This window comes from Sphingomonas sp. MS122 (genome assembly GCF_049532975.1).
GTDB lineage: Bacteria > Pseudomonadota > Alphaproteobacteria > Sphingomonadales > Sphingomonadaceae > Sphingomonas.
The window spans coordinates 3,046,464-3,062,255 of the sequence record NZ_CP186695.1; the positions used below are offsets into that span (position 1 = coordinate 3,046,464).

Here is a 15,792-nt window from a genome sequence, read left to right on the forward strand (position 1 = left end):
GTGCGAACGCGAGGGGGCGGCCGTCGCGCCGCCCCTTTTGCGTCAGGGCTCGACCGGAACCCCCGGGAGCGACTTGGACGAGCGGATCGTGAGCGAGGTGCGGACATGCGCGACGTTGGGCGCGGTCGTCAGGCGCGTGGTCAGGAACTGCTGGAAGCTGGAGAGGTCCTTGGCGACGATCTTGAGGATGAAGTCGATGTCGCCGTTGAGCATGTAGCATTCGCGGATCTCGGGGATCTCGGCGACATGCGCCTCGAACGCCTCGAGATCGGTCTCGGCCTGGCTCTTGAGGCTGACCATCGCGAAGACGGTGATGGTATAGCCGAGCCACGCCGGGTCGAGATCGGCATGATAGCCGCGAATCGCGCCCTTCTCCTCGAGCGTACGGACCCGGCGCAGGCAGGGCGGAGCGGTCAGGCCGACCCGGTCGGCCAGATCGACGTTGGTCATCCGGCCATCGGCCTGTAGATGCGCCATGATCTGCCGGTCGATCTCGTCAAAGGCCATTCGGTCTTCCCCTTTTACGCGACAGCAATTGATCGCATTGTGTCTCGTATACATAAGATAATTACGCACAAGCGCAATTGTCCCACAATGCGACGGCGCAAAATGGGCGGTTTCCTGCCGGGATTTCCCCAGTTAAGGCTTCCTTACCGCGCGGCTTCTCGGCGGGGTGGGACGACAGATTGGTGCGGTTCGACGATACCCTGGAAACGGTGCTGGCAGCGGACGTCTCGACGGCGTTCGGCAAGGCTTCGGCCTGGCGCCAGCTCGTCGACCTGATCGGCCGCCGCCGCATTCCCGACGATGACCGCGCGATCGGCCTGCTCGAATCGATTCGCGGCGAGGTGCCGCTCGGGGTGCGGATCACCAGCGCCCGCGCACTCGAGATGGCCGAGCCGCCGGCGGCGCTGGTCAGATTGTGCGTGCTCGACGAGATCGCCGTCGCCGCGCCGATCCTGCGCACCGCCCGGCTGAGCGCGCAGGAATGGATCGAGCTGCTGCCGCAGCTCTCGCCGCCGGGCCGCGGCGTGCTGCGCGGACGCCGGGACCTGCCGCCGGGCGTGGACGAGGCGCTTGACGGCTTCCGTGCGGCGGACTTCGTGATTCCGGCCGACGCCTCGGCGATCGCGGCGGCCGAGCGGGCGGCGGTGGCGGAGGTTGCGGCGCCGGTCACGGCGGGGTCCTCGACCTTCGTGCCCGTCGGCGTCGCGGCGATGGGCATTCCGGTCGTCGCGGCGGCGCTGCAACAGGCGGCGGGCGGCGAGGAACCGGCCGTCGCGCCGCCGGTGGCCCCGGAGTCCGCCGACGCGCGGACGCCGTCCATGCCGAGCGAAGACGCAATCGCCTCGAGCCCGCAGGACGATGCCGGTGGGCCGTTCGAGATCGCCGACGTGGTCGCGCGGATCGACGCCTTCTACACGCGCCAGCCCGACCAGCCCCCGCCGCCGCGCCTGCCCGCGCGCGCCGGCGGCTTCCGGTTCGAAACCGACGCGCAAGGGGTCGTCACCTGGGTTTCCGGCGTGTCGCGCGCGCCGCTGATCGGGCTGTCGCTCGACGTCACCGCGCCCGGCGGGGGATCGCGCGTCGACGGCGTGGTGACGGGCGCGTTCCGCCACCGCGCGGCGTTCGCCGGCGCCCGCCTGTTCGTCGCCGGGGAGAGCGACGCGGCGGGCGACTGGCGGATCTCGGGCAGCGCCGCCTTCGATCCGGCGACGGGACGCTTTTCCGGCTATCGCGGCACCGCCCGGCGCCCGCGCCGCGACGAGACCGCCGCTGCTGCTGCCGGGGGCGGGAGCAAGAAAGCCGATTCGCTGCGCCAGCTGATGCACGAGCTGCGCACCCCGACCAACGCGATCGCGGGCTTTGCCGAGCTGATCGAGCGCGAGATCCTGGGCGAGGCGCCGTTGGTCTATCGCGAGCGCGCGAGCACGATCCGCGACCATGCGCGCGCGCTGCTCGCGGCGATCGACGATCTCGACATCGCGGCGCGGATCGATGCGCTGGCGCTGCGCCTCTATCCGGGCGAGGTGGCGCTGCCGCCGCTGCTCGCGCGGATCGGCGAGGAGCTGGCGGGTCTCGCGGGCCTGCGCGGCGCGGTGCTGACGCTGCCCGACGGCGATTCGACCGTGCGGGGCGATGTGCGGGCGATCGAGCGATTGCTGTCGCGCATGCTCGCGACCTTGCTGTCGGCCGCCGGGGAGGGCGAGCGGATCGGCGTCGTCCTTTCGGAAAGCGGCGATTCGGTGGCGATCGCCTTCGATCGTCCGCAAGCGTTCGCGGCCCATCCCGGCGACGCGATCTTCGCGATCGACGACGAGGGGGACGATGCCGCGCTGCTCGGCACCGGCTTTGCGCTGCGCCTGATCCGCAATCTCGCGCGCGAGCTGTCCGGCGCGCTGGTCGTCGAGGCGGAGAAGCTGACGATCCGGCTGCCCGCGGCGGTAACCAAGTCTTTGGAGCAAGTGCGCTAGGCCGTTCCGATGGGAATGGAACAGCAGATCATGCCGCCGAGGGGATATCGCGTGCCCGCGCCGGCGCAGGGTGCCGCGATCGCGTGGCCCGAGGACTTCGGCACGCGCTTCACCGTGTTCGTCGACACCGAGGAGGAGTTCGACTGGACCAAGCCGCTGCGGCGCGAGAATCGCGCGACGCAGGCGATGCGCGCCTTGCCCGAGGTCCACCGCCTGTTCGCGGCGCACGGCGTGCCGGCGAGCTACATGGTCGACCACCCGGTCGCGACCTGTCCGATGTCGATCGACATCCTGCGCGAGCTGCTCGCCGACGGGCGTTCGGCGATCGGCACGCAGCTTCACCCCTGGGTCAATCCGCCGTTCGACGAGACGGTGACGCCGCGCAACAGCTTCGTCGGCAACCTGCCGCGCGAGCTGGAGGCGGCGAAGCTCGCGGTGCTGACCGGCGCGATCGCCGCGGCCTTTGGCAGGCGCCCGGTGATGTTCCGCGCGGGGCGGTACGGCATCGGCCCCAGCTCGCTGTCGCTGCTGGCGGCGGAGGGCTATCGCGTCGATACCTCGATGCGCTCGGGCTACGACTATTCGGCCGAAGGCGGGCCGGACTTCACCGCGGTGGGCAATCACGCCTTCTGGACGGGCGAGAGCGGTCTCGCCGAGTTTCCGCTCACCACCGTCTATACCGGCGCGGCGCGGGTCGGCGGCGTCGGGCTGTACGGGGCGTTGAGGCACTTGCCCAAGGGGCGCGGGATCGCCGCGCGGCTCGGCCTGCTCGCGCGCGTGGCGCTGACCCCGGAGGAAATGCCGCTGGAGCTGGCGCTGGAGGCGATCCGCGTGGCGGCGGGGGAGGGGGTGCGGATGCTCCTCTTCTCCTATCATTCACCCTCGGCCGCGCCGGGTTACACCCCCTATGTCCGCGACGCGGCGGACCTGCGCGCCTTCCATTCATGGTGGGAAGCCGCGTTCGGGCTGCTCGCGAAGCTCGGCATCGCGCCGGCGTCGCATGACGAGATCCTGGCCGCGCTCGATCGCGCGGCGCTTGCCCGGGGCGGCGTTCGCCCCTAATCGCGGAAGCGCTGGGGGCCTGTAGCTCAATTGGTTAGAGCTGGCCGCTCATAACGGCTAGGTTGCGGGTTCAAGTCCTGCCGGGCCCACCAGCCTTCGCTTCGCAAGCGAAGCTTCGGCTGGCAAGCCAGCTTCGTTCGTGTATAGGCGCCGGACGCCAAGGCGGGCTTGCCCGCCGAAGCTCCGCAGGAGCGAAGGCGGGGAGTAGCGCAGCCTGGTAGCGCATCTGCTTTGGGAGCAGAGGGTCGCAGGTTCGAATCCTGTCTCCCCGACCATCTTTCCACGCCAAATTTCGACAGGCGTGCCATGGTGGTCGATCAATGGCATGAAGACACGTGGTTTCTTCAGCAACCATTGCGTTACGGTCCCAAATGCCCAGCGCGAACACATCCCATGACACGCCGTTCACGGTGCAGCCGCGCGTCGCGATGCTGTCGATCCTCGGATTCTGGATCTTCTATTACGTCAGCATCACGCTGCGATCGTGGATCATGGACTATCCGGGCGCTTGGCACATGCTCGACAACCGCGCCTGGGTGTCGCTGTTCGGCATCGGCTTCACCTATCTGCTCTACCGCGCGCTCCGGCTGCTGTGCCACCACACGCTGCGCGTCCGGGTCGCGGCCGCGTTCCTGTTCTCCGCCATCACCGCGACCGCCTATTCGACGGTCAACTACCTGTCCTTCTATGTTGTCGACCCCAAGCCCGCGGAGATGGAACGGGCGGCCCAGGCGCAGGCGGACGAAAAGAAGCAGGACGGACCCGCGCACCTGATCGCGGAAAATGCGCTCAGCTGGTATTTCTTCTTCGTATCCTGGTCGGTCTTCTACCTCGCGCTGTCCTATGCCGGCGCCGTGCGCGCCTCGGAACGCGAGACCGCGCGGCTGCGCGCCGCGGCGCAGACCGCCGAGATCCGGGCGCTGCGCTACCAGGTCAACCCGCACTTCCTGTTCAACACGCTCAACTCCATCTCCTCGCTCGTCATGTCGGGCAAGCGCGAGGATGCCGAGGCGATGATCCTCAATCTCTCGACCTTCTTCCGCACCAGCCTCGCCGCCGAGCCGACCGAGGACGTGCCGCTGGCCGACGAGATCGCGGTGCAGAAACTCTATCTCGAGATCGAGGCGGTGCGCTTTCCCGAGCGGCTACGGCCCTCGTTCGAGATCGACCCGGCCGCGGCCAATGCCTGCGTGCCCGGCCTGATCCTGCAGCCGCTGATCGAAAATGCGATCAAATATGGTGTGGCGCCCGCGCGGCGGCCGGTGCAGATTTGCGTCTCCGCGAGGGTGATCGGCGATATGCTGGAAGTGACGGTCAGCGACGATGGCGACGGCGCGAAGGCGGCGAACGGCACCGGCGTCGGGCTGCGCAACGTGCACGACCGGCTGACCGCCCGGTTCGGCGAGGCCGCGACGCTGACCGCCGGCAAGCGGTCCGAGGGCGGCTTCGCGGCGACGCTCAGACTGCCGCTGGTGTACAATGGCTGCTGAGCGGCTGCGCACGCTGATCGTCGACGACGAGCCGCTCGCGGTCGAGCGGATGCAGATCCTGTGCGCCGGCATTCCCGAGATCGACTTGATCGGCACCGCGAGCGACGGCGAGGCGGCGTTGCGCCTGATCGAGGCGCTCAAGCCCGATCTGGTGCTGCTCGACATCGCCATGCCGCATCGCGACGGCATCGCCGTGGCCTCGGCACTGGGCGCGGCGATGTGCCGGCCGGCGGTGATCTTCTGCACGGCGTTCGAGCAGCACGCCGTGGCCGCGTTCGACGTCGCGGCGGTGGATTATGTGCTGAAGCCGGTGAGCGCGGAGCGGCTGGCGCGCGCGGTCGGCCGCGCGCTGGAAGCCGCCGGCCGCCCGCGCGCCGAGCCGCAAGCGGCGAGCTCGCGCTGGATCGAGGAATTCTGGGTACCGCACCGTTCGGAAATGGTGCGCGTCAGCGCGAACGACGTCGAGCGGATCGACGCGGAGCGCGACTATATGCGCCTGAGCGTGGGCGGACGAAGCTATCTGATCCACCAGACGATCAGCGAGCTCGAGCGGCGGCTGGACCCCGATCGGTTCCTGCGGCTGCATCGCTCGACGATCGTCCGCAAGGACCGCATCGTGAAGCTGCGCCACGATGGCCTGGGCGTGTGGCATGCCGAGCTCGGCGATGGCGAGCTGGTGCGGATCGGCCGCACCTATCAGGCCGCGGCCAAGGCGATCATGGCGAAATAGGCCCCGCCCGTGGGTCGCCAGCGGGCGGGGCAGTGATGATGAGCGTCAGGGTGCTACAGTGACACTCATATCGCGCGCCGCGAGCTGCCGGTCGGCGGCGTTGCGGTGGGCGAGTTCGATGGCGGGGGCGATCGATTCGAGCGTCGCGGCGACGCAGCGGTTGTTGGCGGCGAGGCGCACCACTTCCATCTGCGGGGCCGGGCCGCACACGCGCTGCGCGGCCTGCTTGAGGCGGCGGTCGAACGTGGCCTTGCCGTGCGCGCTGGCGAGATTGAGATCGGCGTAGGAGACCTGGACGGCCTTCTCGCCGCCGGCGATGGCCGGTACCGCGGCGAGGAGCGCGGCGGCGATTGCGGCCGCGCGGGCGAGATTGGACAACATGGTTCACTCCGGGGTTGCGGGGTGCGTCCTCTAGCGAACGCACTCTTCCGCTACGCTCCGGCGGCGGCGCCAGCTATCGGCGCTCGACCAGCGCGTTCGCCGCTTCCACCGGAACCGTTCGGCTCGACCAACGACCGATCGTCGGCGACGAACGATCGGCCCGGTGCGGAGGCGGCAATGTCGCGCCACGAAAAAAGGGCGCCCCCGAGGGGACGCCCTTTTCGATTCGACCGGACCCGATCGGGTCCAGGAAGAACGGGTCCGATTACTCGGCCGCGTTGCCAGCCGCGTCGGCAGCTTCTTCCAGGTTGTCGGCGGCGTTCTCGAGCGCGCCCTCGGTGACTTCGTTGGTCGCGTTGTCAGCAGCCATTTCGAGGTTGTCGGCGCTCTCTTCCAGAGCCTCGGCGACGTTCTCGGCGGTGTTGTTCGCAGCCGGCGTGCCGTTGCAGGCGGCGAGCGACATCAGGCCGGTCGCGGCAGCGACGATGAGGACCTTCTTCATTCGTTTGCTCCCAAGCAAAATTATTCGGTTCGCCCCGGCCCGATTGCCGTGCGAGTTAGTCGGAATAACGCCCGTTACGCCGCCGTCAATGGGAATTCATCTGACAGCAAGGTTGGCGGCGCCCCGGAATGATGCGCCGCGTCATTGCGCCGGACCGATCTCCTCGGGCGCATTCGCCACCTCCGCGAGCATCGCGGTCCATGCCGCGACGTTCTGGCGCAGCTGCGCCGGATCGATCTTGTCGAGCGTGTCGTCGGGGGTGTGGTGGAGGTCGAAATAGCGCGTGCCGTCCTGCTGCAGGTCGATTCCCGCGACCCCCGAGGCGATCAGGTCGGACACGTCCGCCCCGCCCGACGCGCGCTGCTGGCCGCGGCTGATCCCGAGCGGCACGAGCGCGGCGGCGAGCCGGTCGCCGAGCGGCCTGGCGCTCTCGGGCAGCTTGAAGTCGACCCGCCAGATACGGTCGGCGCCGAAGTCCGATTCGGCGGCGAGCGCGTGCTTCTCGCCCTTGTGCGCCTCGAAATAGGCCTTGCCGCCGAACACGCCGACTTCCTCGGCGCCGGCCCAGAGCACGCGGATCGTGCGGCGCGGCCGGCCGGCGTCCATGATCCGCTTCGCCGCCGCCGCGACGATGCCGCAGCCCGCGCCGTCGTCGAACGCGCCGGTGCCGAGGTCCCAGCTGTCGAGGTGACAGGCGACCACCACCAGCCCCGCGGCGGGATCGCTGCCCGGCACCTCGGCGATGACGTTGCCCGATTCGGTGGTGCCGATCTGGCGCGGGGTGAGGGTGAGCCTGACCTTCACCGGCTGGCCGCGCTCGAGGATGCGCTCGAGCTGCTCGGCGTCGGGAAGCGACAGCGCCGCGGCCGGGATCGCCGTCACGCCCTCGGGGAAGTTGGTGCCGCCCGCATGGGGATTGCGGTGATGGTCGGTGCCGACCGAGCGGATCAGGATCGCCGCGGCGCCCTTGCGCGACGCGGTGGCCGGGCCCGAGCGGCGGACCGCGCCGAACGCGCCATATTGCGAGCCGTCCTGGGTGCGCGTCATGCTGTGGCTGACGAAGGCGATCTTGCCCTTGAGGCTGCCGTCGGGCGCGGCCTGGAGCGCGGCGAGCGTGGGAAAATAGACGATCTCCGCCTCCAGCCCCTTGGCGGGCGTCGCGCCCGAATTGCCGAGCGCGGTGAGGCGCAGCGGCTGCGGGAAGGGCGCCAGGACCTCGAGCGTCTCCTCGCCGCGTACCCAGGTCTTCATCCGGAACGGCTCGTTGCGGACATTGCTGAAGCCGAGCGCGGCGAGCTTCTTCACCGCCCAGGCGCGGGCGCGTGCCTCGGCCTTGGTGCCGGCGAGGCGCGGGCCGATCTCGGTGGTCAGCCCCTCGGTGATGTCCCAGGCGATGTCGTCCTTGAGCGCCGCGTCGCGCAGCGCGGCGGTGTCGGTCTGGGCGAGGGCGGGGAAGGCGAAGCCGAGACAGGTAAGCAGGGCAAGGGTCTTCACGCGCATTCACGACCTCCACTGTAAGATTGTTGCGGGGAGGCGTAACGGAATGACCGTGCGCGCGGCAACCCGTCACTGCCGATTTTCGACGAGCGACAGGTTTGCCAATCGGCGGGGGCATCGCTACATCGGCGCCAAATCCCGAACACCCCGATTTTCGAACGGAGACCCGCACGTGGCCGCCCAATACGCCTTCGTGATGAAGGACATGACCAAGACCTTCCCCGGCGCGCAGAAGCCGGTGCTGAGCAACATCAACCTGCAATTCTACCAGGGGGCCAAGATCGGCATCGTCGGCCCCAACGGCGCCGGCAAGTCGACCCTGATCAAGATCATGGCCGGGATCGACAAGGATTTCTCGGGCGAAGCCTGGCCGGGCGAGAACATCACGATCGGCTATCTCGAGCAGGAGCCGCAGCTCGATCCGACCAAGAACGTGCTGGAGAACGTCAAGGACGGCGCGCGCGAGACCGCTGACATGCTCGACCGCTTCAACGCGATCTCGGCCGAGATGGGCGACCCCAAGGACGACACCGATTTCGACGCGCTGATGGAGGAGATGGGCGAGCTCCAGGCCAAGATCGACGCCGTCGACGGCTGGACGCTCGACAACCAGCTCGAAGTGGCGATGGAAGCGTTGCGCTGCCCGCCTTCGGACTGGCCGGTCGACAATCTCTCGGGCGGTGAGAAGCGCCGCATTGCGCTTACCCGCCTGCTGATCCAGAAGCCGTCGATCCTGCTGCTCGACGAGCCGACCAACCATCTCGACGCCGAGAGCGTCGAGTGGCTCGAAAACCACCTCAAGGAATATGCCGGCGCGGTGCTGATGATCACCCACGACCGCTATTTTCTCGACAATGTGGTGGGCTGGATCCTCGAGCTCGATCGCGGCAAGTACTTCCCCTACGAGGGCAACTACTCGACCTATCTCGAGAAGAAGGCCAAGCGCCTCGAACAGGAGGACCGCGAGGCGACCGGACGCCAGAAGGCGATCAAGGACGAGCTCGAGTGGATCCGCGCCGGCACCAAGGGCCGGCAGACCAAGTCCAAGGCGCGCATCAAGAAGTTCGACGAGCTCGTCGCCGCGCAGGAGAACCGCACCCCGGGCAAGGCGCAGATCGTCATCCAGGTGCCCGAGCGCCTGGGCGGCAAGGTGATCGAGGTCGACAACATCTCGAAGGCTTATGGCGACAAGCTGCTGTTCGAGAATCTGTCGTTCACCCTCCCGGCCGGCGGCATCGTCGGCGTGATCGGGCCGAACGGCGCGGGCAAGTCGACGCTGTTCAAGCTGATCACCGGGCAGGAACAGCCCGATTCGGGCACGATCGAGATCGGCACCACCGTCCGCCTCGGCTATGTCGACCAGAGCCGCGACCATCTCGACAATTCGAAGAACGTCTGGGAGGAGATCTCCGACGGGCTCGACTATATGAAGGTCAACGGCCACGACCAGTCGACCCGCGCCTATGTCGGCGCGTTCAACTTCAAGGGCCAGGACCAGCAGAAGAACGTCGGCAAGCTGTCGGGCGGCGAGCGCAACCGCGTCAACATCGCCAAGATGCTCAAGCGCGGCGGCAACGTGCTGCTGCTCGACGAGCCGACCAACGATCTCGACGTTGAGACGCTCGGCGCGCTGGAGGAGGCGATCGAGAATTTCGCGGGCTGCGCCGTGGTCATCAGCCACGACCGCTTCTTCCTCGACCGGCTCGCGACGCACATCCTGGCGTTCGAGGGCAACAGCCATGTCGAGTGGTTCGAGGGCAATTTCGAGGCGTATGAAGAGGATAAGCGGCGTCGTCTGGGCGACGCGGCGGATCGTCCGACGCGATTGGCCTACAAGAAGCTGACTCGCTGATGCTCATCCCGGCGCCTGCGGTCTGATGGTTCGCAAGGCGCCGGGCTTCGTCGACACGCTCGGCCAGTGGCTGATCGCCGAAGGATTGGTGCCCGAGGATGAAGGCGCCGGATCGCTTGCCGATGCCGCGCGGGTCCGGGCGTTGCTGGTCGCGGCGGCGCGCGAGCGGCGTGCCGTCAGCTATTCCGAGCTGCTGGCGGGGCTGGGCCACCGCTTCACGCGCCCCAAGATGCGCGCGGTGTGCAAGACGCTCGACGCGATCGATATGACCGCGGCTGCCGCGGGCGAGCCCGAGCTGGCGGTGCTGGTGGTGCGCGAGACCGACCGGCTGCCGGGGCAGGGCTGGTGGACCGGCGTGCGCGAAGCCCATGGCTATGACGGCGCGTGGAGCGGACCCGACGCGGTTGCGCTGGTCGCGCGGCTGCAGGCGCGCGCGTTCGACTATTGGGGCGCAGAGGCGCGGCGCGGCTAGCCTGTCACAGGAGACGCCCGCGAGGCGCCTCCTGCATTCTGATCGGTCAGGCGGCCGGTTTGCTGCGTGCCGCGTCGATGCTCCACGCGCCGCCGCCGGCCGCGGCGAGGTAGAGGAAGATGAAGGTGAACAGCAGGATCGCCTCGCCGCCATTGGCCGCGGGGAAGAAGCCTTTCGAGCCGTGCGCCATCCAGTATCCGACCGCGCACATGCCCGATGCGATGAACGCGACGGGCCGCGTGAACAGGCCGAGCACGAGCAGCGCGCCGCCGACCAGCTCGATCGTTCCCGCGGCGACCAGCATCGGCGGCAGCGGGCCTTCCATCGGGAAGGGCGGAAACCCGAAGAATTTCGACGTGCCATGCTGCAGGAACGAAAGCCCCGCGACGATGCGCAGGACGCTCAGCAGCTTGTCGGACCAGCTTGCAGGGATCGGCATGATGTTTCTCCTCGCGCGGCAAGCCTGCCTCGCCGTTGCGTAGGTGAAACCTTTCATCCCGGCGGGCGAAGATCAATCCCGCGCGGCGAAACCGATCGTTTCGCCGGCCTGGTCGCTTCCGCTCAAAGGCTGCCCGTGTCGACCGTCAGGCCCGAAACGGTCGCGGCGTTCAGCGTTTCCCCGAACGCGACGTCGCCCTGTTGCCTGTAAACCTCGCCCTCGGGCGCCCACATCTGGTGGATCACACGCCCCTCGACGTCGACCACCCAATATTCCGGCACGCCATGTCGCGCATAGAGGCGCGCCTTGCGGCCGAGATCGATATCCAGCGTCGAATCCGAAATCTCGACCGCCACGCGCATCGCCGGGCCGGGGAATATCTTGGCATCGCTTACCTCCCCGATCGCGATGTCGGGTTCCGGCAGCGAATCGTCGGAAAGCTCGGTCGAGGGCGCGGCGTAGAAGGTGAGGGGGGATCCGATCGCCTTGAGTGCAGCGCCGATCTCCGCGGTGAACTGCGCATGGGCGCGCGCGTGGCGGCGATGCACGGAATTCACGACCCAGATTTCCCCCTCTATCAGTTCCGTCCGCGCATAATCGTCGAATGCGCCGGATTCCGCGAGCAACAGGAAATCCGCCACGCGAAGCTTCGCGAGATGCGGGGTGGTGAGGGCCTCCTGCGCGGTCATCGCGCTATCCTATCATAGCTCGGGTCGCGCTCAATCCCGCGCCAAGCGAGGGGGATAGGCATGAACCCAGGGCGCCCGACACAAGCTTCTATGTTCCGGACATCGTCCTCGGCGAAAGAGAGATCGCACGATCCCTAAAAGCAAACATCGTGCACGACATGTTCCACTTTCCGGCTCCCGCCGCATCGCCGAATCGATCATTTTTTCGGGCCCGCGCGCCGCTTCCACATGCCGGGAAACCCGCGCAAATCCGGCACGAACCGGGAAACTTTCCTACGCGAACCTATTTGGATAAAATATGGCGTTATTATACTTGACGTACCCAACGCATTGTCGTAGGTACGTAGCATGAGCAGCACCCTTTCCGCACCGCACTTCCACAACGAAGAAGCCGCCTACGCTTATGTCGAGGCGCGTATCTGGCCGGAGGGTCCGATCTGCCCGCATTGCGGCGGCGTGGAGCGCGTCGGCAAGCTCCAGGGCAAGTCCACCCGCGTTGGCGTTTGGAAGTGCTATCAATGCCGCAAGCCCTTCACCGTGAAAATCGGCACCATCTTCGAGGACAGCAAGGTCGCCATGCATATCTGGCTTCAGGCCATGTATCTGGTCGCCGGTAGCAAGAAGGGCATTTCGAGCAACCAGCTTCACCGCATCCTTGGCGTGACCCTCAAGACTGCGTGGTTCATGTCGCACCGCATCCGCGAAGCCATGCGGGACACCAATATGGACATGTTCGGCGGTGAGGGTGGCGCGGTGCAGGCCGACGAAACCTACATCGGCAACAAGCAGGGTGCGCAGCGCGCCAAGGGTGGCTTCCGTCACAAGATGAAGGTGGTGGCGTTGCTGGACCAGCGCACTGGTCGCGCCCGCGCCATCCACGCGGATGCGATGGTCCCGAACGAAGTGGCGAATATCGTCCGCGCCAACGTCGATCGCGAGAGCGTCCTAGTGACCGACGAAGCCCGCCACTACTGGCGGGTTGGCAAGGAGTTCGCGGACCATCGCAAGGTGTTTCACGGCGCGGGCATCTACGCCAAGGACGGCTTCTCGACTAACGCGATCGAGGGCTATTTCAGCATCTTCAAGCGCGGCATGCGGGGCGTCTATCAGTTCTGCTCGGAGAAGCATCTGCATCGCTATCTGGCGGAGTTCGATTTCCGCTACGGGCATCGCGTGGTGCTCGGCTATAACGATGCCGACCGCGCCGACGCGCTGCTCTCGGGTATCGTCGGCAAGCGCCTCACCTATGAAACGATTGGTGCGAGGGCCTAATGCCAAAAAAGGCGAAAACGGAAACCGACCAAGAGCAGAGCGAGCGCTTCAAGCGAGAGGCGCAAAAGCTAATCGACGCTGGCGAACTAAGCCCCACCGAGGCGGAAAGGGCACTTGATAGTCTTGTGGCTCGGGGCGCAAAAGGCAAACCTTAGGCATTCAACCTTTCTGCCATCGCTTGCATGAAGGAGCGCGTAGCGTGCATTGCACGCTCGGCTTCGTCCGCCGTGTAGGTTTTCTTCGGATGCGCCGTCTTGGTGCGGAACGCTCGATTTACCGCAAAGAGCAATGTGTGAAGCCCGAGCCATTCATCTTTTTCTTGGCCCGGTTCCATGGCCTTGACCTTTTCGCCGATATTGCTGGTCAGGATGCCCCACGCGAGCATTTCCCCCCGGTCGTTCGCAACGGTCGCGCCAAGCTTATCAGCCAACACAGCAATCGCGTCCTCCATTCCCCGCATGAGGTGGAATACGGCAGCGGTATATCGCTCTAATGCCAAGCACTTACCAGCCTCGCTGATGTCCTCAGCAGAACCCGGAAAAGCCTCGTCAACCTCTTCGCCGAAGAGGTTGAAGTCCTGCTCGTAAAGGCCCGCATAAGGCCCCCTCAGACACACGATCAGACGATTGCCAAGCTCCATAGGAGCTACTTGGCAAATCTGGTTCATGGCATGCCATGCATTGGCCAGGTTTTGCCCGGCGAGGCGCCTCACTCCCCCTTCTAGCTGCTGCGCCTGGTCCAATGCCCCGACGAGCGCTGTCGCATGGTCGTGAGAAATAGGCGCTTCCAAGAACAGTAGTCCCTTTTCAAGCGCTTCCACTCTGACCGTGAAGTTGGCGTAGCTCTCTGGCGTGAAATCCTGCGGGCGGCCCAATTCCCCTTCCCACTTTGTGGCAAACGACGACAGGAAGGCGATTGATCCGACGATGTCTTTAGCCGCGAAGCGCTGCATGATGTCCCAAAGGCTCCAAAGGTTAGGTGCCATCATCTAGCACCTCCAGAGCCGATTGGGTACGCTTTATATAATAACGCCTAAAATATGCGCTGGCAGCATTCGAATCGGCGGAAAGTGGAACGATGAAACAGATTTCCCAAACTCGACAATTTCAATCCCCGGTCACCCGGAGCGGCCCGAGGTCGCCGAGGCCGACCGTGCCGCTCGCCATCGCCAGCATGCGGTCGAGGCTCTTCTTGGCCTTGAGGCGGATTTCCTCCTCGATCTCGATGCGCGGCTCGAGGTCGCGCAGCGCGACATAGAGCTTCTCGAGCGTGTTGAGCGCCATGTAGGGGCAGATGTTGCAGTTGCAGTTGCCGTCGGCGCCGGGCGCGCCGATGAAGGTCTTCTCCGGCACCGCCTTTTCCATCTGGTGGATGATGTGCGGCTCGGTCGCGACGATCAGCGTGTCGCCCGGGAAGTCCTTGGCGAAGGCCAGGATACCGCTGGTCGAACCGACATAGTCGGCATGGTCGAGCACGTGCGGCGGGCATTCGGGGTGCGCGGCGACCGGCGCGTCGGGATGCTGGGCCTTGAGCTTGAGCAGCTCGGTCTCGCTGAACGCCTCGTGCACGATGCACACGCCCGGCCACAGCAGCATGTCGCGGCCCATCTTGCGGTTGATATAGCCGCCGAGATGCTTGTCGGGACCGAAGATGATCTTCTGGTCCTTGGGGATCTGGCTCAGGATCTTCTCGGCCGAGGAGCTGGTGACGATGATGTCGCTCAGCGCTTTCACCTCGACCGAGCAGTTGATGTAGGTGAGCGCGATGTGATCGGGATGCTGCGCGCGGAACGCGGCGAACTGCTCGGGCGGGCAGCTGTCCTCGAGGCTGCACCCGGCGTTCATGTCGGGCAGCACCACGATCTTCTGCGGCGAGAGGATCTTGGCGGTCTCGGCCATGAAGCGCACGCCGCAAAAGGCGATCACCTCGGCATCGGTCTCCGCCGCCTTGCGCGAGAGTTCGAGGCTGTCGCCGACGAAATCGGCGAGGTCCTGGATCTCGGGCTTCTGGTAGTAATGGGCGAGGATCACCGCGTTGCGCTCCTTGCGCAGGCGGTCGATCTCGGCGCGGACGTCGACGCCGGACAGGGTGGTCGGTGCGTTCATTCTGGGACCCTCGATCTTTGGCCCCACATGGCCTTGTCGAGGCCCGGGTTCAACCCATCGATGGCATCGGCGGAAATTCGTAAGGCGCAAGCGCGCCGCCGGGCTGTCCGGTGGTGATCGCCTCGAAGATCGCGAGGCCGATCGGACTGTAGCCGATGAGATTGCTCAGCCCGCGCACGACCAGGATCGTGCCGATACCCCACCACCAGGCCGGATGCACCCGGCCGCGCGTGCGCAGGTCCCACAGCACGCCGGCGAGGGGGAACATCAGGATCAGCGTGAGCTCGATGATCGCCACATGAGGCATGACCAGCGGCGCGGGGATCAAGCGGCCGAGACCCGGGCCGGTCAGGATCGCCATGCCCGAGAAATGCAGGCGGCGGTGCCACTCGGTCTTGCGCCGCATCATGATCGCCGCGGTCGACAGGCCGACGAAGGTCCACACGGCGAGCGGTGCCATCACGACGAAGAAGGCTGGCTCATAGACCGGTGCCGCGCGGCCCATGCGGATCGCCTCGACCGCCACGAGCGGCCCGACCACCGCCATCACCGCGAGCCAACCCGCGCCGATCCAGCCGAGCTTGCGGTGCAGCGCGATGCTGCCGCGCGTCGCGAACCAGGTCTGGGCGAGATAGATCGTCACCCAGCCGAAGAAGACCAGCGCGTGCGCGTGAACCACCAGCGGCGCGTTGAAGCTGGAGATGCCCATAACCACGAAGAAGCTGAAGCCCGCGACGATGACCGCCGCCATGGCGACCCCGCCCCACAGAAAGAACCCGTCGTCGCGCCGCTCGGCGCCTACATCATCCGCAACCGTTGCCATCGTG

At 66.7% G+C, this 15,792-nt stretch carries 16 protein-coding genes and 2 tRNA genes; 9 read left to right on the forward strand and 9 right to left on the reverse strand.

Annotation, left to right across the window (positions count from 1 at the left end; genetic code table 11):
- Positions 1 to 42 precede the first annotated feature (42 nt).
- Positions 43 to 507: an Lrp/AsnC family transcriptional regulator gene (locus ACO227_RS14760; protein WP_423602693.1), complete on the reverse strand. Its 465-nt coding sequence runs from the start codon at positions 505 to 507 to the stop codon at positions 43 to 45.
- A 182-nt stretch (positions 508 to 689) separates the two neighbouring features.
- On the opposite strand from ACO227_RS14760, the gene ACO227_RS14765 reads away from it, so the two are divergent.
- The 6 genes from ACO227_RS14765 to ACO227_RS14790 all read left to right on the forward strand — a co-directional run bounded on the left by ACO227_RS14765 (position 690) and on the right by ACO227_RS14790 (position 5,756).
- Positions 690 to 2,474, forward strand: a complete 1,785-nt coding sequence (locus ACO227_RS14765) for a sensor histidine kinase (protein WP_423607363.1) — start codon at positions 690 to 692, stop codon at positions 2,472 to 2,474.
- Positions 2,475 to 2,504: 30 nt separating this feature from the next.
- Positions 2,505 to 3,536 (forward strand): polysaccharide deacetylase family protein, encoded by a 1,032-nt coding sequence (locus tag ACO227_RS14770; protein WP_423602694.1) that lies wholly within the window; start codon positions 2,505 to 2,507, stop codon positions 3,534 to 3,536.
- A gap of 15 nt (positions 3,537 to 3,551) precedes the next feature.
- Positions 3,552 to 3,628: transfer RNA gene (locus tag ACO227_RS14775), tRNA-Ile, on the forward strand.
- Between the two features lie 106 nt (positions 3,629 to 3,734).
- Positions 3,735 to 3,811: transfer RNA gene (locus ACO227_RS14780), tRNA-Pro, on the forward strand.
- A gap of 96 nt (positions 3,812 to 3,907) precedes the next feature.
- A complete protein-coding gene (locus ACO227_RS14785; protein WP_423602696.1) occupies positions 3,908 to 5,026 on the forward strand; it encodes a sensor histidine kinase in 1,119 nt (372 codons plus the stop codon).
- Positions 5,016 to 5,756 carry a LytR/AlgR family response regulator transcription factor gene (locus ACO227_RS14790; protein WP_423602698.1) on the forward strand — a complete coding sequence of 247 codons (741 nt, stop codon included), beginning with the start codon at positions 5,016 to 5,018 and terminating at the stop codon, positions 5,754 to 5,756. The genes ACO227_RS14785 and ACO227_RS14790 overlap by 11 nt, the downstream gene beginning before the upstream one ends.
- A gap of 45 nt (positions 5,757 to 5,801) precedes the next feature.
- On the opposite strand, the gene ACO227_RS14795 is transcribed toward ACO227_RS14790, so the two are convergent.
- From ACO227_RS14795 to ACO227_RS14805, 3 genes are all read right to left on the reverse strand, one after another.
- On the reverse strand, positions 5,802 to 6,137 hold the full coding sequence (locus tag ACO227_RS14795) for a UrcA family protein (protein WP_423602699.1): 336 nt from the start codon (positions 6,135 to 6,137) through the stop codon (positions 5,802 to 5,804).
- Between the two features lie 265 nt (positions 6,138 to 6,402).
- Positions 6,403 to 6,639, reverse strand: coding sequence for a hypothetical protein (locus ACO227_RS14800; protein ID WP_423602700.1), 237 nt, complete (start codon positions 6,637 to 6,639; stop codon positions 6,403 to 6,405).
- Positions 6,640 to 6,780: 141 nt separating this feature from the next.
- Positions 6,781 to 8,139 (reverse strand): M28 family peptidase, encoded by a 1,359-nt coding sequence (locus ACO227_RS14805; protein ID WP_423602702.1) that lies wholly within the window; start codon positions 8,137 to 8,139, stop codon positions 6,781 to 6,783.
- A gap of 169 nt (positions 8,140 to 8,308) precedes the next feature.
- Between ACO227_RS14805 and ettA the strand changes: the two genes are divergently transcribed.
- Positions 8,309 to 9,988, forward strand: coding sequence for an energy-dependent translational throttle protein EttA (gene ettA / locus ACO227_RS14810; RefSeq protein ID WP_423602704.1), 1,680 nt, complete (start codon positions 8,309 to 8,311; stop codon positions 9,986 to 9,988).
- A 25-nt stretch (positions 9,989 to 10,013) separates the two neighbouring features.
- Positions 10,014 to 10,460 (forward strand): ribose-phosphate pyrophosphokinase, encoded by a 447-nt coding sequence (locus ACO227_RS14815; protein WP_423602705.1) that lies wholly within the window; start codon positions 10,014 to 10,016, stop codon positions 10,458 to 10,460.
- A 46-nt stretch (positions 10,461 to 10,506) separates the two neighbouring features.
- Here ACO227_RS14815 and ACO227_RS14820 read toward each other — a convergent pair whose 3' ends face one another.
- Both ACO227_RS14820 and ACO227_RS14825 read right to left on the reverse strand, forming a co-directional pair.
- On the reverse strand, positions 10,507 to 10,899 hold the full coding sequence (locus ACO227_RS14820; protein ID WP_423602707.1) for a DoxX family protein: 393 nt from the start codon (positions 10,897 to 10,899) through the stop codon (positions 10,507 to 10,509).
- 122 nt (positions 10,900 to 11,021) lie between these two features.
- Positions 11,022 to 11,588 (reverse strand): Uma2 family endonuclease, encoded by a 567-nt coding sequence (locus ACO227_RS14825; protein WP_423602708.1) that lies wholly within the window; start codon positions 11,586 to 11,588, stop codon positions 11,022 to 11,024.
- A 348-nt stretch (positions 11,589 to 11,936) separates the two neighbouring features.
- Between ACO227_RS14825 and ACO227_RS14830 the strand changes: the two genes are divergently transcribed.
- On the forward strand, positions 11,937 to 12,860 hold the full coding sequence (locus tag ACO227_RS14830) for an IS1595 family transposase (protein ID WP_423602709.1): 924 nt from the start codon (positions 11,937 to 11,939) through the stop codon (positions 12,858 to 12,860).
- A gap of 151 nt (positions 12,861 to 13,011) precedes the next feature.
- Here ACO227_RS14830 and ACO227_RS14835 read toward each other — a convergent pair whose 3' ends face one another.
- From ACO227_RS14835 to ACO227_RS14845, 3 genes are all read right to left on the reverse strand, one after another.
- Positions 13,012 to 13,848: a hypothetical protein gene (locus ACO227_RS14835; protein ID WP_423602710.1), complete on the reverse strand. Its 837-nt coding sequence runs from the start codon at positions 13,846 to 13,848 to the stop codon at positions 13,012 to 13,014.
- Positions 13,849 to 13,966: 118 nt separating this feature from the next.
- On the reverse strand, positions 13,967 to 14,965 hold the full coding sequence (nadA, locus tag ACO227_RS14840; RefSeq protein WP_423602712.1) for a quinolinate synthase NadA: 999 nt from the start codon (positions 14,963 to 14,965) through the stop codon (positions 13,967 to 13,969).
- A 49-nt stretch (positions 14,966 to 15,014) separates the two neighbouring features.
- Positions 15,015 to 15,788, reverse strand: coding sequence for a hypothetical protein (locus ACO227_RS14845; RefSeq protein WP_423602714.1), 774 nt, complete (start codon positions 15,786 to 15,788; stop codon positions 15,015 to 15,017).
- Positions 15,789 to 15,792 lie beyond the last annotated feature (4 nt).